A 21552-nucleotide genomic window follows, 5' to 3' on the forward strand; every position below is an offset into this window, starting at 1 on the left:
GTCCCTTGCCCTGTTTATTGTCCTATTTTTACTCTATTGATTTTCTTTCTTATGCCGCTTTCCCTTATTTAATCTGTCTCTTTTTCTTTTCTTGTGCTTTTTTTTCTCAACAATAACAGGGGAAACTATTTTCTTCTTCTTGCGCTGTACGGGTTCAGTTTTTGATTTAGACAGTTGAGATTCCCTTACCTCATCCGGTATTTCTTCCACTCGCAATAATGCACCACGATAAACAGTTCCAAAATGTAGCTCGTAATTTTCAGATTGCACCAACTGGCGGAAATTTCTCAAATCATGATCATTACCCAAGTTAATTACAATTCCGCTTGCTCCCATTCTACCAGTTCGTCCTACTCGATGAATATAGGTATTGCTGTCCTTTGGCAAGTCATAATTAATAACCGCAGGGAGACCTACAATATCGAGTCCACGAGCTGCAACATCCGTCGTCAATAACAAACTAATCTCACCCTTACGTAGCTGACGCAAGGCTTTTTCACGTTCAACTTGACGCTGTTGTCCCTCCAATACTGCTACCTTAACACCCAAGTATTTCAGCTTATCTGCTGCATTCTCAATTTCAGTGACTTTTTTAAAAAATACAAGGGCACTGAATTTTTCAAGATTAGAAAGTTTGCGCAAAGTATCAATTCTTTTCCTAACAGGGGTCTCCACCAAAAAGTGTTCAACCTCGCCTTGAGTCTGATCCTCTGCCCGAACATCAAAAACCTCGACCTCAGTCCCAAACCACTGATGTAATTGGTCGAATATGTCCGACTTAGTGGCTGAGAAAAATGCGAGCTGAACAATTCCAGGTGCGTGGTTTAATAACGAACGGCATGCAACCAAAGTTTGTTCAGTCAATAAGTCATCTGCTTCGTCAAAAACAAATGCTTTAACATTATGCAGCTTCAACTTCTTATTCTCGGCTAATTCAAGCATTCTCCCAGGTGTTCCAATTACAACCTCGGGTGCCTTCTTCAACTTTTCAATTTGCCGTTTTACATTCGCACCTCCAATTAATGAGAGCACCGTTAAATCTACAAGTTTTGCCCACTGCCTTGCCACCTCTGTAATTTGTGCAGCTAATTCTTGCGATGGTGCAACTATCACCAACTGAACGCCTTGTGCTTTATCAACTTGTTCAAGTAGTGGGAGCAAGTATGCTAAAGTCTTACCCGAGCCCGTCGGCGCAAGCCCTAATACACTCTTTCCTTCCTTCAATGGTTCATACACCTGTTCTTGAATCAACGTTGGTTTTGTAAAGCCTTGTTCTTTAAAACTATTTTCAAATTTTGAATTCATTTTTTCCTCTTCTGGACCTGTGACAAAAGTTAAATATCTCCAATCAGGTTTCAAACTAATTTGAAATTTACGCTCTTTTGCCATATTTCCCTATCTAAATTCTTTGTCTGCCCTAAATACAATATTTGCACTTGATCTTAAATCATATAATACACGATTAACTTGTACACTGACAGCTAACCAGTCCTCCATTTTTTGCTTATTATCCAATGATAAAGGGTCTTGTAGGATACTTGTAAAGTCTGAAACTTCAGCTGCCATCGGATTAGCGGCTGTTTTTTGAGTCAATATTCGCTTTGTGGCCCCATCAACTAGTTGAACATCAGCAAGGTCTGCTGCATTATCCATAATAATAGTCTCTCTAAGTCCATATATTTCACTTGTCAGGTATGAATTTGCAATTTTACCCACATTCAAAGTCACCGTGTATCCAGAATAATTTAGCAGTGCCAAACCTTTACCATCAATCCCATTTCGAAGTTTAGTTGCTGTGTAACTCACACTATCTGGAAGCCCAAACCAACTAACAGCATCGTATACAAGATATACGCCTAAGTCTTGCAATGCTCCACCTGAAAAATTCAACGAAAAGACATTCGGTTCATTACCTGCGAGAAAATCATCGTACTTGGAAGAATACTTCATATAAGTCAATGTAGCACCTTGAATAGTATCCATCTGCTTAACCGTTTCTTTGATTTTCAAGAAATTTAGTTCATGAAAATGCCTTGCTGCTTCAAAGTAGTAGACATTATTATATCTGCGCAGTAATCTCTGTAGAACCTTCATTTCAGCAGGGCTTGAACAAGCAGGTTTTTCAACAATCACATGTTTACCTGCCAAGATAGCCTGCCTACTCTGTTCAAAATGCAAACTATTAGGAGATGCAATATAAACGACCTCAAAATTTCCTTCAGAGAAAAATTGATGCAGGTCTCGATAACCCTTAACATTTTCCGAAAATTCACGCCCAAATTGCTCCGCTTTTTCAATTGAACGTGAAAAAACGCTGGTTAATTCCCAGGAACCGTTTTCTTGTGCAGCTTCAACAAATTGTTTCGTAATCCATCCCGTACCTATTACCCCTAACCTCAACATAGAACCTCCTCCTTTGTGAATCGCTTTCTTAAAAACCATTGTAGCAAAAAAAGAAGGTGGAGTATATCTAAGTAGGAATAGTTAGCTACTTAAATTAAAAAAATATTGCTATAACCTAATTGTTGTTAATATCTTTCAGATAATACAATCTTATTTCAAAAATAATATATTGCTGTTAAAATCTGTTTAAATACTACTTTATTCAACACTTAAATGTTATATTATATCTTGAAATCAATTAAAGTTATACTATTTTGTAGATTAGTGAGAGGAGCGCAATTATCAATGAATCACAAACGACATGCTACTTCAGGATTCAGCCCGCGCAACCATTTCAACCCTCTCGTCCTATTTAAGAAGAAGTCAATCCCGGAAGTTTTGCCTAACTTCTATGTAGGCAAGTGGAATTTTACAGATGAACTTAGTGGAAAAGTTCATTTGCTTGAAGTCAATGCTACACTCAAAATACTCATCGATGGTCGTAAGTTACCTGGAAAAATAACAAAATTAGATGATAAAGAGTTGATCTTTATCGACAAATATGGATATCAATTGCGTCTTGATGCCACCGAAAAGCATCCTGTAAGCCTATTTGATGAAGCAGATAATCGTGTTTATCCAATTGTAAAAATAGATAATTAACTAGCGACATAAGTTTTAATTTCTGGTTCTTGAACTCTTGGGTAAAATGACAACATAATCAGGTGCTCGTTGTTCTGTTACTAGATTAATCAATTTATTCTATTGTTTTTTTATCATTGGAGGATGCGTTTGATGAGGTTATTCACTAATTACATAGATACTCCTATTGGCAAGATGGTCAGTATCAGTGATGATAGTTACCTGTATCTATTGCAGTTCACTGATTCGAAAAAATTGGACTTACGAATACAGCAAGTGTGCAAATTTTACAAAGCTGAGTTGGTTGAACAACCCACAGCCGTCTATCTCACTTTGAAAAAGCAGCTTACCGCATACTTTCTAAAAGAAATAGATACATTTTCAGTCCCATTAGTTCTTAATGGAACATCTTTTCAAAAACAGGTTTGGAACATCCTGCAAAGTACACATTCTGGCGAACTGCTCACTTACAAGAAAATCGCAGAATTACTCGGAAGTTCTGGCAAGTCACAGGCGGTCGGAAATGCCAATGGAGCCAATAAAATTGCAATCATAATTCCTTGTCATCGAGTAATAAATGCCAGCGGTTCTCTTGGGGGCTATGCGGGTGGGCTATCACGAAAGATGTTTCTTTTATCTCTTGAAAGCAAAAATGTAACTCTGTTCTAATTGTTCTAAACCCATGTTAACAGCATATAATTGTATCTACCTTATCTACCCACAACAAAATAAGCAGTTGCAGATCGAGTACTGATATGATATTCTCCCCGTGAAGCACGTTTATGTCTAATAATAAAGGACTAGATCATGAGTTGAATTTTTGATCTAGTCCTTTATTATTTTTTTCTTAGAATGTTATTGCGGAAATAAGACTCCTATTTAATATTTTTTGTTATTCCATCTGACACACTTACCATGTATTTATCAGATAGACCATATTTTGCAAGGATTTTCTTGAGAGTTCCATCTTTTTTCATTTTATTTAGTGCTTTATTTGTTGCATTCAGTAATGACTTATCTGAGAAGTTTACTGCAGCACCAATTTGCCCAGTAGCCTCAGATTTGTACGAACTCAGCAGTTTAAGTGATAGTGATGAATCCTTTGAAAGTGTGTAATCAGCAACTATCCCATCGGTAACACAGGCTGCGATTTTACCAGTGTCTACAGCCAACATTAACTCAGTTTGTTTCCCATACACTTGAACATCCTTAACTATTCCTTCTTTCTTCCATTTTTCTGCAATTTCCAAAAATGCTGTTCCCTTTTGTGCCCCAATAACTTTACCCTTTAAATCCGATAATGAATTGATACTAGAATTTTTAGGAATTACAACTGCATCCCCTTCTTTATACCATATGTCTGTAAAAGCCGCTTTTTGAAGGCGTTCTTTCTTTATATACATAGCATCTGTCACCATGTCGATTGAACCCTTATTCAACTCAACCAGAAGATTTTCAAATGGAACTTGCTTCATTTCGACTTTTTTAATTCCAATACGTTTAGCAATCTCCTTAATGATATCTGCATCAATACCCGTGAATTTCTTTGTTTTTGTATCAATGTAAGCAAATGGTGCATCATTGGATGATCCAACAACAAGTACACCTTTTTTCTTTATTTTTGCAAGCGTATCTGTACTAGATGATGTCGAAGAACTTTTTGAACTGCTTTTACCTGAAGAACAAGCAGTTACAAATAATAATAGTGCTGTGATACTAAGCAACATTAATAATATTCTTTTCTTCATGTACTTATCTCCTTTTTTAATGCAAAACCTTCATTTTCTTCTCCAATAATTTCATCAACTGCGACAAAGGCAAACTCAAAAGCAAATATACACCTGCTAAAATAGTATATGATTCAATTGTTTCAAATGTCTGTGATGCATATGTCTGTGTCCGTAACAGTAACTCACTCACTGAAATGATAGCCAGTAATGATGTATCCTTTATCATCATTACCAAATAATTACCAAGAACAGGGATACTATTTGCAAAGGCCTGTGGAATAATTATTTTCCACAAGACCTGGTAATAAGTAAATCCGAGTGCCAATCCAGATTCTTTCTGACCATCATCAATAGAAAGAATAGCAGAACGAAATACTTCAGAAATATAGGCCCCATAATTAATTGAAAGTCCTGCAATCCCCGCGGCCACTGCTGAAAATTGTATATTAGCACTACTGTTACCCATTGCTTTCAATATATTATCAAGTATTAATGGCACAACATAGTAAATATAGAAAAGCTGTACTAACAATGGAGTTCCCCTAACAATTTCCACAAGCGTTGCAAAAAGTACCTTAACAATCTTTAATTGTGTAAGCCTGCAAATAGCAACTAACAAACCTACTACCACAGCAATTAAGAAACTTGAAATCGTTGTTTGTAGTACAACCACTACGCCCTGTAACAGTGACGGAACTAAGTTATTAAAAGCATCTGTCCAGTTTAAATTCATGCAAAAACTCCTTTCTTTACAGAATACGTGCGAGAAATTCTTGAGTTCTGAGATTCTGAGGATTTTCAAAGATTTCTTTTGGAGTTCCTTGCTCCACTATGTATCCACCTTCCATAAAAATCACTCTATCGGCAACATCACGAGCAAATCCCATCTCATGTGTGACCACAATCATAGTCATCCCATCGTTAGCCAATTTTTTTATAACTTTCAAAACTTCGCCAACTAACTCTGGATCGAGTGCCGAAGTGGGTTCATCAAATAATAGAAGCTCTGGATTCATCGCAAGTGCTCTTGCAATTGCCACTCGCTGCTTTTGACCCCCAGACAATGAAGATGGATATACATCTTTTTCTCAAGCAGACCCACCTTGTCCAATAATTCGCAAGCTTCTTTTTCGGCCAATTCTTTCTTTTTCTTGTTTAAACTTCTAGGTGCCATTGTTATGTTATCTATTACCTTCTTTAAGTTGAACAAGTAATATCCCTGAAATACCATTCCAACATTTTGTCGATACTTATTTACCCTTATTTTCCCATTTAGGATACTTTGATCTTGAAAGATAATATCGCCTGCTGTTGGTATTTCTAGTAAATTTAAGCATCTTAAGAATGTACTTTTTCCCGAGCCAGATGGTCCAATAATACAGACCACTTCTCCTTTTTTTATGTCCATACTGACATCTTTCAAAACCAGATTTGATCCATAACTTTTTGAAATACTCTTAACAGACATCATTATTTCTTCCATTTTTGTGCACCTCCTAAATCAGGATATTTTACTTACACTTAATTCTTGAATTGATTCCTCTAAAATTGTTAATCCAACATTTAGCTGATCTTCTGTTATCACTAAAGGTGCTAAAAAACGAATTACATTTCCATGCGCACCCGCATTTTCAATAATTAATCCCTTTGAAACGCATAATTGAATTAAATCACTTACAAACTTAGTAGCTGGCTCCTTAGTTTTTTTGTCCTCAACAAATTCAATTCCAAGCATTGCACCCCAGCCGCGAACGTCTCCGATAACCGGATATTTAGTTTTCCACTCCAAGAATTCTTTTTTGCACCGCGTTCCAATTTTTTGTGCTTTAGTTATCAAATCCTCATCCTTAATGATTTCCAATACTTCAAGTGCCGCTGCACACGCTACTGCATTCCCTCCAAAAGTCCCTCCAATCACACCTTTTGGTACACTGTCCATTATTTCTTTTCTTGCAATCACTCCACCTAAAGGTAATCCACCTGCAATAGACTTAGCCACTGTTAAGATATCTGGTGTAAAACCTGCTTCTTGCCAATAGTTTGAAGCAAACATTCTTCCAGTTCTTGCAAACCCGCTCTGAACTTCATCCGCAATTAATAAAATGCCATTTTCATCACAAATTTTGCGAACTGCTTCGACCCACTTTAATGGTGCAGGAATAAATCCACCTTCGCCTTGAACCGGCTCAAGTACAATTGCAGCAACCTGATCAGCAGCTGATTCCTCTTCAAAAATTTGATTTATCCTAGCTAAGTAATATTCAATTGCATCTTCTTCTTTTATTCCCTTTGGTAAATGATACAAATTAGGAAAATCTGCCCTAAATATTCCATCGGCTAATGGACCCGTACCTTTTGCATATGCTTTCTTTGATGTCATCGTCATTGTTAGTAATGTACGGCCATGAAATGCACCTGAAAAAACAATCACATTCGGTCTCTTTGTATATACTTTCGCTATCTTTATAGCATTTTCGTTCACTTCTGCACCACTATTTGCAAAAAAAACCTTTACCTCTTCATTTTTCTTTACAGGGGCAATTTCAGCGAGTTTTTGTGCCAATTTTGTATATCCTTTATGTGTGACTATATTGAACATTCCATGCAAATATTTCTCACTTTGTTTTTTTACTGCCTCCACAACACGTGGATTTGTATGGCCCACATTTAAAACACCTACTCCACCTACCCAATCCAAAAATAAGTTTCCATCTGGATCTTGGATAATTGCACCTTCAGAATTTTCAATCACTACAGGATATATACATCCTACAGAATTGGGAACATATTTCTTTCGCTCACTCAATATGATATTTGCCTTGGGCCCAGGTAATTGTTTAGTTATAATTTTTGGCAACTTCGTACTCAACATTTATGATTCCTTCTTCCATTGACTTGTAAAATATTAGATATATAATGATAAACAAAAAAAGTTGGTGATCAAATGGCTATAAATTTCAGATCAGTTTACTATGCAACTAAAGAAAAGTATGAAATGAATCTCATAACTGGTAGTACCGGATTGGATAAATTATTTAGCTGGGTTCATATTTTGGAAAACATAAATACGATGGATTATCTGCACGGAAATGAGATCGTTATAACAACTGGAATTGGAAAAGATTCTGACACTTGGCTTTTCGAATATGTTCAAAAGGTAATCTCTTCAGGGGCAACAGCTCTAATTATTAATACGGGGCAATTCATTAGGGATATTCCGAAAAATATAGTTGATTATTGTAGTAAAAAGAATTTTCCATTAATTACAGTTCCTTGGAAAATACATTTAATTGATATAATTAGGGACTATTGTAATCGTATTTTTGCAAGTGAACAGTTGTCATATAGTCTCATGGGAAGTATAAAAAATGCAATTTTCCATCCTAATTCGCCTGAAGCTTTTGAGCGTCAACTTGAAAGAAATAATTTCGACTTGCATTCTGATTACACTATTCTTGCCATCAGCAGTGATGACTTGGATATTTTAAGGATTAATTCTAATCTTTATGGTAAACTTCGTCTCAAAGTTGAAGTTGAGCTCAACAAATTCAGATTCATCAACTGTATTTTTGATTACGATAATTCCTTCTTCATCGTGATTAATAGTTCCATTAACATTCCAGAATTTGCCAACTCAATCGACAAAATGTTGAAAATAAATTTCAAGGAATATAATTTTAATATCAGTGTAAGTTCAACAGCATCATCAATTTTTGAATTACATCGTTCATACAAACAAATTGAATATGTTAAGGCTCATATGCATAAAAAATCATCAAATTCAGTATGTTTTTTTGAGGATAATGGAATAAACGAACTCATTTTAGCAGTTAACAATTATCAACTTCTCGAGGACAGTGCTTTAAAAACACTGGAACCAATCTTAAAACATGACCAAGAGGCTGGTACTGAATACCTTGATCTCCTTAAACTATATCTACAAGAAAACTGTAGTGTTAAAGCTGTTTCCGAGAAAACATTTTCCCATCGAAATACAATTAACTACCGGATCAAACGTATTAAAAATCTATTGGGAGTAAATCTAGATGAAAATGAAGAGCGTTTTAAACTTATTCTGGCATTTCACATTATGGATATTCTGTAATCTCTCCCATCTCCTTTTCGTTGTAAGAATATTATCATAATTATTCATAATATAACATGTATTAAGGCATAAATATTCTATTGTATATTTGTGCTGGAGCACAAAATCACTTTTTTTCTTAGGTTTATACCTTTCAAACTTACTTTTTTAAAAGATAGCGCTATCATCTTAAAATGAGCATATAAAAAAATCTAGTCGTAATTCTGATTGAGTACAGTTTTTGCTGATCTCATTATCAAAATTAATCCTAGATTTTTTGTTTATCATAAAATTTTTATACAAATAAAGTTTAGATATCTTCGTATCCATGGAACTCAATACATTTTCTTACAAAAAAGTCCGTATTATTTTATATATGCATTTTTCCAAAGAAATCCACCTACTGAATTGTACTTCACACCTTTAACATTCGACTTTATCATGAGTGCAGAAGTAGGTTGATACAACAGAGCAAGCGGTTGTTCCTCATCAAGGACATTTGTGGCATTGCTCATTGCTTTCCACCTGCCATCTGCATCACTAGCACTATCATTTTTAGCACTTGAAACATACTTATCATAGTCGCTGTTCTTCCATTTTCCGAAATTATAAACATTATTACTTGTCATTAAGTTTAAGTACGTCAATGGATCAGTAAATTCTGCACCCCAACCAGTTAACACAAGATCAAAGTCTTGATTCATCATCTTAGTAATTCTATTTTTCTTTGGCATATTTGAAAGGTTGACCGTTAATCCTGATAATGTAGTCTCATATTGGCTTTGCAAGAATTCACTTGTGTTCTTACTTGTATCATCGTCATCACTAAGGAATGTTAAAGTCAGCTTATTAACACCTAACTCTTTTAAACCTTTTTTCCAGTATTTCTTAGCAAGTTTCTTGTTGTGTTCTGAAGCTTCTTTTACCTGTGCATCTTTTGCAAAATCTTTTCCTTTGTAACTTGTTAATCCTTCTGGTACAAAATTCTTTGATACAACAGAACCATCACCCAAAACTTTTTTTACAAGTTGTTTGCGGTTTACTGCATAAGATAGGGCCTTACGAATGTTTACATTTTTTAAAGCCTTTCTAGTCGTATTGTAATCGACGTAGGTCGTTCTTGCCTGCTCCAACGATTTAAATTCTTTGTTGGTTTTTAATTGACGAGCTTGCTCACTGCTTAAAAGTGTTTCGTCTAATTTACCGCTTTGATACAAATTGTATGATGTCGTCGTACTCTTTGTTACCTGGAAGTTTATTTTTGTTAACTTAACTTGTTTCTTACCCCAATAGTAATCATTTTTCTGTAAATTCCACTTATCATTTGTCCCCGTCCAGCCTTTAACAACAAAGGGACCATTGTAAAGCGTATATTTTGAAGAAGTTCCATATTTTTTGCCATATTTGTTAACAGCATTTTCATTTAGAGGATAGAAGCTCGAAATTACAAGTAATTTTTTGAAATAAGGAATTGTTTTATCCAAAGTCACCACTAACTTGTACTTACCTACTGCTTTAACCCCTAATGTATCAGGGGATTTCTTGCTATTCATAATATCCTCTGCATTTTTCACTCCATCAAAAAGATAAGAGTTCGGTGCGGCAGTTGCTGGAGTTACCATCCTACGCCAGCCATAAACGTAATCTGCAGCAACTACAGATTTGCCATTACTCCATTTAGCATTCTTCCTTAGATTAAAAGTATATGTTTTCTCGTCTTTAGATACCTCGACGCTCGATGCTCCTGCTAATTTCAGCTTATTATTGCCATCCAAAACATAAAGTCCTTCATTACTGTTACGTAGAACTTCTCCCCCAACAGAATCATCAACCTGATCCGGATCTAATGTTTCAAGAGATGATGGTTCGCTCCAATTTAAAACCTGTTTGGTTGCAGCATCAACCTTCTTACTTGATGTTCCTAAAAATAACAGACTTGCCGCAACTACCAATCCACTTGATACCAAAACTCTACTCAACTTCATACTAAAATCCCCCTAAAAATTTTGTAATAACTCTGTAAGATATTCAACACCCTGAGAAAAGTCGCTAACCAAGATGTGTTCATTTGGTGCATGGGCTCCGCTTGCTGCATTATGTACTCCTACTAACACAATAGGCAGTTTAAGTACGTTCCCAAAACATTCAATTGGTCCACCACCAGCAGCATTAGGAACATATTTTACTTGCCTATCCCCATAAACTTTTTTCGCAGTAGCCATAGCAAGTTTTACAAATGCATGGTCTGAATCAGAACGAAAAGCATTCTCGCCAAGATTGAATGTGACTTTTAAATCCGCAAAACCATTTTTCTTCAGATGCGCCTCAACTAGCTTAACCATTTTCTCTGGATCTTGCCCCGGCACTAGACGACAGTCTAATTTAGCCTTTGCATACTTGGGAAGAACTGTTTTCACTCCTTCACCCTCATAGCCAGAAGTGAGACCATTAATTGTCATCGTTGGTTCATTTACAAAGGCATATGCTGGCTTATCTGTTATAAAATCACGTTTTAGGCCAAATGTTTCTTTGACTTTTTCTTCATCAAAATCCATTTGAGCAACTGCTTTTTTCTCCAAATCAGTTAAATCATCAACATCATCATAGAAACCATCTACAGTAATTCGTCCATTCTTGTCTTTCAGAGTGGCTAATCCCTGAACAAGTCTCCATGCTGCATTTGGTGCAAAACAAGCAAGTGAAGAGTGCATATCAACATCTGCGGTAACTGCTTCAACGTCAAAGCTAACAATCCCCTTCATACCACTAATTACTTCGAAGCGCCCGACAGAATTTTTACCGCCGCCTTCCCAAATACATGCATCAGCTTTTAGTTCTTTTGCATGCTCTCTAACTGCCTCATCAACATGCAGACTCCCAATTTCTTCTTCTCCTTCGACAAAAAACTTCAGATTCACTGGAAGTCCTCCATTTTCTTGGAACCACTTCACCATTACGAGGCGCGCCATAAGTTCACCTTTGTCATCACTGGCCCCCCTAGCAACCAATTTACCTTCGACAAAAGTCGGATTAAATGGCTCCGTCTTCCATTCGTCCAATGGCTGCGCTGGCTGAACATCATAATGATTGTAAAACAGAACTGTTTTTGCACTTTTTCCTTCAAACTCTGCATATACAAACGGATTTTGTCCTTCTTTTTCCCATTTTTCAGATTTTTTTGCACCTAACTGTTCAAAAGTCTTTACTAGCCAATCACTAGCTTCATCAATTCCCTTGTTCTCAGCAGAAACACTTGGAATTGCTAGATAATCAAGAAAATCGTTAAGATGCATTTCTGCATAATTATGTATATTTTTGGACATAATAATTCCCCTTTCTCAAACAAAAAAACACCCCAGTTTATCAGCAATGATAAAACTGCGGTGTAATATTGAAAGGTTTCATTTTTTTAAAATGTTTGTATTTACCAATCACTATCCACATCGCAGTTTTACATGCCGCAATGTGAACCGTGACCAAAAAGCCTACGTCATCGGGTTGCACTGCGGCATCCTAATAATGACTAGGCTAATAATATTGATTTGCATGTTTAATACTTTTTCGAATGTCATCAGTGCAATCCTCCTTGTATGAAATGAACTAGTTGTTTAATTGATGTTTTCCATTCTACTACATTGAGCTTAAATTTCAATAGTTAATTTGTATTTAATATTCAAAAATCAATTAATATTATTCATTTTCCTTTCTAAAACTAAGTCATTCCTAAAATCCATAAAAAAGGACAGCAATTTTTTATGCTGGCCCTCAATTATCTTTTGCATTATGTTCGAAATTATTTGACTTATTTTAGTTCGAAATTAATTACAGTGTTAACCTTATCCACTAAAATTATTGTTATAAACACATTTTTTGTTTCAGTTTTATCATGCATTTTATAACTTAATGTTATAGTGTGTTCCTTTTAATGATGTCTTCAAATTTTGCTCGTCAAAATCACCTGCAACAACCGCATTTCCGTCAGCAAGACTGACAGCAACTTTTGTTACCCCTGAAACTCCTGTAAAAGCTTCAGTCACCTTTTTCACACAACCACTGCATTTCATACCAGTAATATCATATGTTTTCTCCATAGCAATCACTCCTTAATTTTTATAATCTTTGCACTTTTTTAGACGACTGATCTAAAAGATCTAAGACGCAGCGCATTTAATAAAACTGAAACCGAGCTAAAACTCATTGCGGCCCCTGCAATCATCGGGTTAAGTAATGGACCACCAAATAAATATAATCCTCCCATTGCCACTGGAATTCCCATGATATTATACGCAAAGGCCCAAAAAAGATTCTCCTTAATGTTATGGATAGTTGCTTTGCTAAGCAGATATGCAGTTACGACATCAAGTAAGTCACTATGCAGCAAGACAATATCAGCTGCATCAATTGCCACATCAGTCCCTGAACCAATCGCAATTCCAACGTTGGCTCGCGCCAAAGCAGGTGCATCATTTATTCCATCACCAACCATTCCAACAAGCTTGCTTTCAGCCTGCAAAGCCTGAACTTGGTTTGCTTTATCTGCTGGCATAACTTCACTTCTAACTGTTTTTATCCCAACTTGTTCAGCAATCGCTGACGCAGTCTTAGCATTATCACCAGTCATCATAATAACTTCAATCCCCGCATCCTGCAATTTGGTAACTGCAGTACGACTAGAATTCTTGATAGGATCAGCAATTGCGATAATTCCTGCTAATTTTGTTCCAAGTCCAAGTAATAATGGTGTCTTTCCTTGTAATGCAAGTTCATCCAACTGATTCTTAATAAAAGATACATCGACCTTGTTCATCATCATCAATGACTCATTGCCCAAAATTACTGTTTGATCATCAATAACTGCTTGAATACCTTTGCCCGCTACTGATTGGAAATCTGAGACAACTTTGGTCTTCATATCATGTTCCTTGGCATACATCATAATTGCCTTTGCAAGAGGGTGCTCAGAATTATACTCTAGTGCCTCGGCAAATTCCATAACGTCTTTTTTTGTAAGATTATTAAAAGACAAAATATTAGTAACACTTGGAACTCCAGTTGTTATTGTACCAGTTTTGTCTAGCACAATTGCTTGAATATTCTGCAGCGACTCAAGTGCTGTTCCACTCTTAAAGAACACCCCATTATCTGCTCCTTTACCTGTTCCGACCATTATTGCTGTTGGTGTTGCCAATCCAAGTGCACAAGGGCAGGCAATTACTAAGACGGCAATCATAATTGTCAATGAGAAACTAAACGATTCATTGCCAATAGAGTACCAGCCCAATCCAGCTAATAATGCCAAAGCAATAACCGTTGGTACGAAAATAGCAGATACTTTATCAGCAATTTTTGCAATTGGAGCCTTCTGAGCCTGTGCATCTTCTACTAACTTAATAATTTGGGACAAAACCGTTTCTTTTTGCTCCTTCGTAATCCTAAATTTAAAAGAACCAATTTGATTTAGGCTACCTCCAAATACACTATCTCCAAGTTTTTTTGATATTGGCATGCTTTCGCCCGTCAACAATGACTCATCAACAGTCGAATTTCCTTCAATAATTTGTCCATCTGCTGGAATTTTCTGCCCAGGACGAACAATAACAATATCTCCAACCTTTACATCAGATAACAGTCGTTCTTCTTCCTGTCCATTAATTATTACGTTTGCGGTTTTGGGTGCTAAATCCAACAACTTTTTTATTGCTGTTGACGTTTTTCCTTTTGAAACTGTTTCAAAATATTTTCCTAGTGTGATTAAAGTCAGTATTGTTCCAGCAGCCTCATAATAAAGGTCATCAGAGTAACTATAATTACCTGAAATCACCTGAAATGTTCCAAAAAAACTGTACACTAGAGCAGCACCAGAACCTAGCGCAACAAGTGAATCCATATTGGGATGCCCCTTTGCTAAGGTCTTAAAACCGATTTTGAAATAGTCGATATTCAAGATAACTACAGGTATTGCCAATATCAATTCAACAGCCACAAAAATTCGCGGATTAGAATTCGGCTGTATGAAACCTGGCAGCCAAAACCCCAGCATTGAACCCATTGCAAGATACAAAAGTGGAACTGTAAAGATAGCCGAATAAAAAAACTGACTCCATAATTTATTTATCTGTTGCGTTTTACTAAATGTTCGTTGTTCTATCTCATCAGATGTTCCTTCAAGACGTTTGGCACCATAACCTGCATCAACAACCGTTGAAATGATTTTCTGCTCATCAAGAGACTTGGGATCATATGCCACATTCATCTTTTCAGTTGTCAAATTTACACTAACATCAGACACACCTGCCAACTTACTGACTGCTTTTTCAATTGTCAAAGAACATGACGCGCACACCATACCATCAATTGCATAGTCTTCTCTTTTCATCAGTCACTTACCTCAAGTTTCAATGTCATTGCATTTAAAGCGACAATAATAGTTGAAAGCGACATCACAATTGCCCCAACTGCTGGACTCAAAATAAGGCCTATTCCTGCAAGAAGCCCTGCCGCAAGTGGTAATGCAACAATATTGTACCCTGCACCCCACCAAAGATTCTCAACCATTTTTCGATTAGTTGCTTTTGCAAGATATAAGAAGTTCAAAACATCTTTAGGATTACTCTTAACCAAAATTACATCAGCTGAATCAATTGCCACATCAGTCCCCGCTCCAATCGCAACACCTATGTCGGCTCTCATTAAACTGGGAGCGTCGTTGACTCCATCGCCAATCATCATCACGTGGTGACTTTCATTTTGATACTGTCTGACAATCTTTTCTTTATCTTCCGGTTTCAAATTTGCCTTAACAATGATTTCACCAAGTTGTTGAGCTACTTTTTGAGCAGCTAATTCATTATCGCCAGTTAACATAACAGGTTCAATTCCCAGTTTATGCAGTTCAGTAATAAAAGCCTTTGACTCTGGCTTAACTTGATCACCTTGAGCGACAAAACCCAGAACCTCTTTACTGCTGCTTATCAAGTAACTAATCGAATTTCCTTTTTGAGCTAAAGCGGCAAAATGTACTTGGTTGAACTCAATATTATTTTTCTTCAAATAGTCTGCCGTTACAATACTATATTCATGACCAGCAATTGTACCAGTGATACCTACACCCTTAACCGTCTGGGCATTAGATGCAGAACCCGTTTTTAACTTTCTATTCCTTATTTCAGCAAGAATACCTGCAGCTAACGGATGACTCGAATTTGCCTCTAGTTGTGCCATTAAACTCAAAACTTCATTATCTGAATAATCTGAATGCAAGCTTTTGACCTCATTTACCTTAAAAACACCTTCGGTTAAAGTCCCTGTCTTATCCATTAAAATAACATCTAAATGCTTGACCTGTTCCAAAGCTGTTCGATTTCGAATTAATAATCCATGTGCTGCTGCCAGTGAAGTGCTTCTAGAAACTACAAGTGGAATAGCCAATCCCAGTGCATGTGGACAAGCAATCACTAAGACTGCAACAGCCCGATTGAGTGCAGTACTCATATCTGCGAGATTCAGCCAAGCTAAAAATGCAATAATTCCGATCAATAATGCCGCGTAAAATAGCCACTTGGATACCAAATCAGCAATTGATTCGGCCTTTGACTTATCTTTCTGTGCCTGGTCCACAAGCTTGCCAACTTGCGCCAAATAACTATTCTCACCAATTCCAGTGACCGCAACAAGAAGTGTTCCATCTCCATTCAACGAACCACCAATAACTTTATCTTTTTCTTTCTTTAAAATAGCTTTAGATTCACCCGTCACCAACGATTCATTCACAGAACTTATCCCCCCGACAATCTCCCCATCGGCTGGTATTTTTTCTCCTGCCAAAACCTTAACTTGTTGGCCCTCTTTCAACTTACTCAATGGCACATCGACCATTTTTTCGCCTTCGATCACATGTGCTTCACCTGGCAATAAAGCAGCCATCTTCTCAAGCGCATTGCCCGCATTCATCGTAGCATTCATCTCAATCCAATGTCCAAGCAACATGATGACAATTAGACTTGCTAATTCCCAAAAAAAGTCCATTACATGTGGCACACCAGTGATAAAATGATTCATAATAAAAGCATATAGACTATAAATGTAAGCTACACTAATACCCAACGTAATCAACGTCATCATTGCTGGGCTTTTTTCTCTTATTTCCTGCCATGCTCCGGTATAAAACGGCTGACCACCATAGAAAAAAAGAAATGTTCCTAGCAATAGAACCAACCAATCTGAACCAGGAAATGATAGGTCAAAAGGAAGTTCAATCCCCATAAATGATGAAAGTATAAATATCGGCAAAGCAACTACAAACGAGATCCAAAACTTTTGTTTGAAATTACCCATGTGATGCATGTGTCCAGCACTCATATCATGCCCCATCTGGCTGTGATTCATTTCCTGCATGTCATGATGTCCCATCTGGTCATGATTCATATCGGACATATCATGATGCTGCATTTCACCATGATTCATTTCCAATATGTTATGGCGCTCCATCTTCGAATTTTCTTTCCCATTATTCTTCATATACTTAACCCCCACTTATTTTCTGGTAAGTCTAACAACATTCATTTTTCATTCCTGCGGGTAAACAATCGCATTTCACCATTTCTGGTGCAGTTTTACTTTTACGTTCTAATATTTTCTGCAGTTCTTTAATATCTGAACGGCTTAATTCTAATTTTGAAAGTAACTCAATTACAATTTTTCCCTTTTTCATATTGCATAAATGGTCAAATAATTCCGTAACATTCTCATTCATTGCCTCTTTTTCTCCAACAGTTGGATGATAGATAAACTTGCGTCCATCCTTCACAGTCTTCAAAATTTTTTTATTTACAAGTCTTCTTAACAAAGTTTTGATTGTAGATTCTGTCCAAGTACGCTTTTGCTGCATCAGTTTAATTACTTCAGAACTACTTGCTCCATTCTTGGTCCAAATAATTCGCATTAATTCCCATTCTGCGGGACTCATTTTTGTCGCATCGATTGCTGTCATTTATGTCACCCTTTTTTATTTTCGTCTACAGTTGTAACCATAAATGTATGATATTACCAAAATTTACATTTGTCAACAAAGATGATGGATTATCAAAAAATTATTTGCATTATTTATTAATGTAAATAAAAAAGTTTCAGCATTAATTGATTTTCATCTATTAGTACTGAAACTAATCTTAAATTTTAATTTATATCATTTTATCAAGTTTCCCATTAACTGTCGGATATCTTCAGTCTTCATTACATCACAATAAATATGATTCATAATTTTCAACTCCGCTTCGTGCACATCCATCGTTGCTCCAGCACAGGCATCCTCAGCAACAATGACGTTAAACCCGCGATCAGCTAAGTCTCGTACAGATGTTGCCACACACTGATCTGTAACAACGCCGGTGACTACTACTGTTTTAATTTGTAAATTATTCAACAACTGTACATAAGCTGTTCCATTAACAACACTATCCGTTGATTTTTCAACAATAATATCTTCTTTTTCAGGGGCAAGCGCATCAATAATTTGTGAACCATAGGATGTTTTTTGCAACAAAATATTATTCCACCCTGGTCGTCGTTGCACAGGTGAGCGGTCTCGACCATCTTTTCTAAAACTTGCAATTCGAGCATAGGAAACTAACATATCTTCTTTACGAAAAAAATTCAATAGTTTCCTATTATTTGGAATGACAACTTGGTTAACCCGTTCGTAAAAGGGACGCCACTGCTCAAAAGTAGCTTCTTCTTTGAACTTCACGGCATCTCCAAAATCATCAAGTACAAATTCATTTTGCATATCTACGACTAAAAGAATTGTACTGTCCTTCTCAATCGGGTAAACAAAATCTCCACTATCGTTTGTTGAATAATATAAAGTATCTTCCATTCATAGACTCCTCCGTTATCTGCCATTTAGCTAATTCTTCTCTTATATGAGATTACTATTCCTATTAGTATCCAAATAATCACAATGTATGGAAATAAATTCATTGGAAAACTTGGAATCGGCCAAAGATTACTGTAAATAGGATAAATCAGTACACACGTTCCCATTATTGGTGAAAATAAGTGCTTCCAAAAGGAGAAAAACTCACGATGTTGCATGAAATACTTAATTGCTCCAATATTAACCATTACATAAACCAGTAACAGTGATAATGTTCCCAATGTTCCGCAATAATTATAGAAATTAGTTGGCCCAACCTTTAGCCCAAAAATTATATATGCAACTAAAGCAACCACAGAAACCGTATCTAAAGCATGCTTAGGGGTCGCAACTAATGACTTATTTACCGAAAACCAAGATGTAAGATAGCCGTTATCTGCCAAGGCCTTCATCATGAATGCTGCAGCATTCATTGCACCTAAATAGCAGGCAAAAAAGCTTGTGCAACTTGCAAAATCAATAAACACCGCCATATAATTTCCTACGTATCGGGTAGCTAAATAATTTAATGGTGCTGATGAATTAGCAAGTTTCGTAATATTACTTGTTCCAAAACCAATAACTTGCGCATAACTAACAACTACATAAAAGATAACTGCAAAAATTACGGTTCCTAAAATTGCCACGGTAATTGCTTTTTTAGGCTTTTTCGCTTGGGGAGCAACTGTTGCAGCTCCTTCAAAACCAGCAAATGACAACAGTGCAAAAACCATTCCGGTTCCTAAACCACTTAAAGGCGTACCAGACAAAGTAAAAGGTTTAACTGAATTACCATTATCGCCACCAGAAAAAATAATTATTAATGCTAAGATTGCCAAAGCTGCAACCGAAATCAATTCAAGAACCAAGGCAAACCTTGTTGAAAACTCAATCCCTTTATGACTTAACCACCAGCCAGCCACCAATGCAATTACGATATAAAATGGAATTGGTAAGTCAATATCAAAATGTTTCAAGAATACATCAGCAAAGTTAGAAAATATACTCACACATCCGACCGTAAAAGAAATATATGTAAGCGTTAAAGCCCAACCAGATAAAAATCCTATTCTTTCACCCAATGCTTTAGAATTATACGCGTATGCTGAACCTTCACCTGGAATATGATGCGCTAACTCAACAAAAGATATCCCGACAAAAAAAATTCCAAGACCACCTAAGATAAATGCCAGTGGAATTGCAGAGCCCGCTGCAGTCGCAGTCCCGGCAGTATTAAATGCCATCGCTCCAGTTGGTGCAACCACTGCTATCGATAGACCAAAAACCTCTAATAAAGATAATTTTTTCTCTTCTTTCATTTTTCCCTCTCATTTCATATCTTCATATTAGTAAATCAAACGATGTAATTCTGCAATTTTTTCTTGCTGCATCCCATCATAAAACTTAACTTCTGATTTCTTAACCTTGCAATATGCTTCTAATAATTTAGCAGGCAATACCTTCTTAAAATATTCATCCGCTGCAAGTTCTTCAATTGCTTCATCCAAGGAATTCGGTAATTTTTTAACTCCGAATTTTTCTCTTTCTTCAACAGATAATTCTGCGGGGTCAACATCGACGGGTTGGTTAGGTAAGATTTTATTTTTGATTCCATCAAGACCTGCTAACAGGATTCCTGCAATCGCCAAATAAGGATTGGCAGAGGCATCACTGGCCTTCAATTCAATGTTCATCGAACTCTCCTGATTTCCCCAGAAAGTTGATGGAATTCGTACTGCAGCCTCACGGTTATCCTGACCATATGTCGCATAAGCCGAACTCCACTCCCCCGGTTGTAATCGTTGATATGAATTAACCGTTGGACATGTCAATGCAACTACAGCTTTTATATGTTTGAGCAGTCCCCCCACAAAATACTTTCCAAGTATGCTCAACTTCATCTCATCAGATTCGTCGTATAACGCATTTGAATCGTCCTCAATCTTCCACAATGAAAAATGTATGTGACCACCATTTCCTTCGGTCGCAAGAAGCGGTTTTGGTGCAAACGTTGTAAATAAATCATGCTTTTTGGCAACATCTTTGATTACACGCTTAAACCTAATTTCATTATCCGCTGCACTTAATAAATCCGTTGGTTCCATTGATAGCTCGTGCTGTCCAAAACCAGCCTCAGGATAATATTGTTCAGCATCTATCCCACTTTCTTCGAGTGCCTCTAGGACCTCTGGCAGCATATGATAAAAAGTGCCAGTTGCTTCAATACTAAAGCAGGGATGCGCATCAACAGGCTCTAATTTCTTTTCTTCATTCTCTTTGAAATAAATAAATTCATTTTCATATGTTCCAATTGTTTTCAAACCCATATCTGCATACTTCTCAAGAACATTTTGCAATAATAATCTAGGATCTGCTTCATACAAACTTTGAGCTGTATCATAATGATTACACATCAATGTGGCAATTTGTTTGACACCCGGAACAAGCGCAAGTGTTTTCAAATCTGGAATTAACCGTACTTCACCCACTGCCGTCATCCCCACAATATTTTGGAGCTGGTCATGCGAATTCATGCCAAACATCGCCCGTGTAATCCCAATCCCACTTATCAAATGACTACCGAGTTTCTTGACTGTAATCGTCTTTCCACGCGCAATTCCATTGTAATCAACATACACAAATTCTAAGAGTTTGATATTATTAGCAGCAATAAAAGCTTGTGCTCCCGCAATATCTTCTGCACTTTGTTCAACCATTTAAACTCCTCCTCATTACATTTTGAATATTTATAACTTATATCACTAAAATGTTGTCTCCTGTATATCATTATATTCCAAGAA

17 protein-coding genes and 1 pseudogene are annotated in these 21552 nt (G+C 36.6%); 3 read left to right on the forward strand and 15 right to left on the reverse strand.

Annotated elements, in window-relative coordinates; all coding sequences use genetic code 11:
- Nucleotides 1-33: 33 nt before the first annotated feature.
- Both GSM_RS10315 and GSM_RS10320 read right to left on the reverse strand, forming a co-directional pair.
- Nucleotides 34-1305, reverse strand: coding sequence for a DEAD/DEAH box helicase (locus tag GSM_RS10315; protein ID WP_029327429.1), 1272 nt, complete (start codon nt 1303-1305; stop codon nt 34-36).
- Nucleotides 1306-1395: 90 nt separating this feature from the next.
- Nucleotides 1396-2403: a Gfo/Idh/MocA family protein gene (locus tag GSM_RS10320; protein ID WP_003688456.1), complete on the reverse strand. Its 1008-nt coding sequence runs from the start codon at nt 2401-2403 to the stop codon at nt 1396-1398.
- Nucleotides 2404-2688: 285 nt separating this feature from the next.
- Between GSM_RS10320 and GSM_RS10325 the strand changes: the two genes are divergently transcribed.
- Complete coding sequence (locus tag GSM_RS10325; protein WP_003688455.1) at nt 2689-3045, forward strand: DUF4828 domain-containing protein; 357 nt, start codon at nt 2689-2691, stop codon at nt 3043-3045.
- A 132-nt stretch (nt 3046-3177) separates the two neighbouring features.
- Nucleotides 3178-3693 (forward strand): methylated-DNA--[protein]-cysteine S-methyltransferase, encoded by a 516-nt coding sequence (locus GSM_RS10330; RefSeq protein ID WP_003688454.1) that lies wholly within the window; start codon nt 3178-3180, stop codon nt 3691-3693.
- Nucleotides 3694-3899: 206 nt separating this feature from the next.
- On the opposite strand, the gene GSM_RS10335 is transcribed toward GSM_RS10330, so the two are convergent.
- The 4 genes and pseudogenes from GSM_RS10335 to GSM_RS10350 form a co-directional block, all read right to left on the reverse strand.
- Nucleotides 3900-4772 (reverse strand): ABC transporter substrate-binding protein, encoded by an 873-nt coding sequence (locus tag GSM_RS10335; protein WP_003688453.1) that lies wholly within the window; start codon nt 4770-4772, stop codon nt 3900-3902.
- Between the two features lie 16 nt (nt 4773-4788).
- Nucleotides 4789-5487, reverse strand: a complete 699-nt coding sequence (locus GSM_RS10340) for an amino acid ABC transporter permease (RefSeq protein ID WP_003688452.1) — start codon at nt 5485-5487, stop codon at nt 4789-4791.
- Nucleotides 5488-5503: 16 nt separating this feature from the next.
- Nucleotides 5504-6225 (reverse strand): annotated as a pseudogene (locus GSM_RS14265) (amino acid ABC transporter ATP-binding protein).
- Nucleotides 6226-6255: 30 nt separating this feature from the next.
- Nucleotides 6256-7626, reverse strand: coding sequence for an aspartate aminotransferase family protein (locus tag GSM_RS10350; protein WP_003688450.1), 1371 nt, complete (start codon nt 7624-7626; stop codon nt 6256-6258).
- A 72-nt stretch (nt 7627-7698) separates the two neighbouring features.
- Here GSM_RS10350 and GSM_RS10355 point away from each other — a divergent pair, with 72 nt between their 5' ends.
- Complete coding sequence (locus tag GSM_RS10355; protein WP_003688449.1) at nt 7699-8859, forward strand: PucR family transcriptional regulator; 1161 nt, start codon at nt 7699-7701, stop codon at nt 8857-8859.
- Between the two features lie 344 nt (nt 8860-9203).
- Here the strand turns inward: GSM_RS10355 and GSM_RS10360 are convergent, their stop codons facing one another.
- From GSM_RS10360 to GSM_RS10405, 9 genes are all read right to left on the reverse strand, one after another.
- Nucleotides 9204-10823 (reverse strand): peptide ABC transporter substrate-binding protein, encoded by a 1620-nt coding sequence (locus tag GSM_RS10360; protein WP_003688448.1) that lies wholly within the window; start codon nt 10821-10823, stop codon nt 9204-9206.
- Between the two features lie 12 nt (nt 10824-10835).
- Nucleotides 10836-12161: a M20/M25/M40 family metallo-hydrolase gene (locus GSM_RS10365; RefSeq protein ID WP_003688447.1), complete on the reverse strand. Its 1326-nt coding sequence runs from the start codon at nt 12159-12161 to the stop codon at nt 10836-10838.
- Nucleotides 12162-12731: 570 nt separating this feature from the next.
- Complete coding sequence (locus GSM_RS10375; RefSeq protein ID WP_003688446.1) at nt 12732-12929, reverse strand: heavy-metal-associated domain-containing protein; 198 nt, start codon at nt 12927-12929, stop codon at nt 12732-12734.
- A 38-nt stretch (nt 12930-12967) separates the two neighbouring features.
- Nucleotides 12968-15214 (reverse strand): heavy metal translocating P-type ATPase, encoded by a 2247-nt coding sequence (locus tag GSM_RS10380; protein ID WP_003688445.1) that lies wholly within the window; start codon nt 15212-15214, stop codon nt 12968-12970.
- Entirely contained in the window at nt 15214-17355 is a 2142-nt protein-coding gene (locus GSM_RS10385) for a heavy metal translocating P-type ATPase (protein ID WP_010078198.1), read from the reverse strand. Before GSM_RS10385 ends, GSM_RS10380 begins: the two co-directional genes overlap by 1 nt.
- 31 nt (nt 17356-17386) lie before the next feature.
- Complete coding sequence (locus tag GSM_RS10390; RefSeq protein WP_003688442.1) at nt 17387-17827, reverse strand: CopY/TcrY family copper transport repressor; 441 nt, start codon at nt 17825-17827, stop codon at nt 17387-17389.
- 195 nt (nt 17828-18022) lie between these two features.
- On the reverse strand, nt 18023-18712 hold the full coding sequence (locus tag GSM_RS10395; protein ID WP_003688441.1) for a cysteine hydrolase family protein: 690 nt from the start codon (nt 18710-18712) through the stop codon (nt 18023-18025).
- A gap of 26 nt (nt 18713-18738) precedes the next feature.
- Nucleotides 18739-20070, reverse strand: coding sequence for an APC family permease (locus GSM_RS10400; RefSeq protein ID WP_003688440.1), 1332 nt, complete (start codon nt 20068-20070; stop codon nt 18739-18741).
- A 27-nt stretch (nt 20071-20097) separates the two neighbouring features.
- Complete coding sequence (locus GSM_RS10405; RefSeq protein ID WP_003688439.1) at nt 20098-21468, reverse strand: glutamine synthetase family protein; 1371 nt, start codon at nt 21466-21468, stop codon at nt 20098-20100.
- Between the last annotated feature and the right edge of the window lie 84 nt (nt 21469-21552).

Source organism: Liquorilactobacillus mali KCTC 3596 = DSM 20444 (assembly GCF_000260415.1).
In the GTDB taxonomy this organism is placed as follows: Bacteria; Bacillota; Bacilli; order Lactobacillales; family Lactobacillaceae; genus Liquorilactobacillus; species Liquorilactobacillus mali.

Bases quoted from the DNA above. Each gene is read 5' to 3' on its own strand.
- GSM_RS10315 (WP_029327429.1), bottom strand. From the start codon at position 1,305: ATGAATTCAAAATTTGAAAATAGTTTTAAAGAACAAGGCTTTACAAAA.
- GSM_RS10320 (WP_003688456.1), bottom strand. From the start codon at position 2,403: ATGTTGAGGTTAGGGGTAATAGGTACGGGATGGATTACGAAACAATTT.
- GSM_RS10325 (WP_003688455.1), top strand. From the start codon at position 2,689: ATGAATCACAAACGACATGCTACTTCAGGATTCAGCCCGCGCAACCAT.
- GSM_RS10330 (WP_003688454.1), top strand. From the start codon at position 3,178: ATGAGGTTATTCACTAATTACATAGATACTCCTATTGGCAAGATGGTC.
- GSM_RS10335 (WP_003688453.1), bottom strand. From the start codon at position 4,772: ATGAAGAAAAGAATATTATTAATGTTGCTTAGTATCACAGCACTATTA.
- GSM_RS10340 (WP_003688452.1), bottom strand. From the start codon at position 5,487: ATGAATTTAAACTGGACAGATGCTTTTAATAACTTAGTTCCGTCACTG.
- GSM_RS10350 (WP_003688450.1), bottom strand. From the start codon at position 7,626: ATGTTGAGTACGAAGTTGCCAAAAATTATAACTAAACAATTACCTGGG.
- GSM_RS10355 (WP_003688449.1), top strand. From the start codon at position 7,699: ATGGCTATAAATTTCAGATCAGTTTACTATGCAACTAAAGAAAAGTAT.
- GSM_RS10360 (WP_003688448.1), bottom strand. From the start codon at position 10,823: ATGAAGTTGAGTAGAGTTTTGGTATCAAGTGGATTGGTAGTTGCGGCA.
- GSM_RS10365 (WP_003688447.1), bottom strand. From the start codon at position 12,161: ATGTCCAAAAATATACATAATTATGCAGAAATGCATCTTAACGATTTT.
- GSM_RS10375 (WP_003688446.1), bottom strand. From the start codon at position 12,929: ATGGAGAAAACATATGATATTACTGGTATGAAATGCAGTGGTTGTGTG.
- GSM_RS10380 (WP_003688445.1), bottom strand. From the start codon at position 15,214: ATGAAAAGAGAAGACTATGCAATTGATGGTATGGTGTGCGCGTCATGT.
- GSM_RS10385 (WP_010078198.1), bottom strand. From the start codon at position 17,355: ATGAAGAATAATGGGAAAGAAAATTCGAAGATGGAGCGCCATAACATA.
- GSM_RS10390 (WP_003688442.1), bottom strand. From the start codon at position 17,827: ATGACAGCAATCGATGCGACAAAAATGAGTCCCGCAGAATGGGAATTA.
- GSM_RS10395 (WP_003688441.1), bottom strand. From the start codon at position 18,712: ATGGAAGATACTTTATATTATTCAACAAACGATAGTGGAGATTTTGTT.
- GSM_RS10400 (WP_003688440.1), bottom strand. From the start codon at position 20,070: ATGAAAGAAGAGAAAAAATTATCTTTATTAGAGGTTTTTGGTCTATCG.
- GSM_RS10405 (WP_003688439.1), bottom strand. From the start codon at position 21,468: ATGGTTGAACAAAGTGCAGAAGATATTGCGGGAGCACAAGCTTTTATT.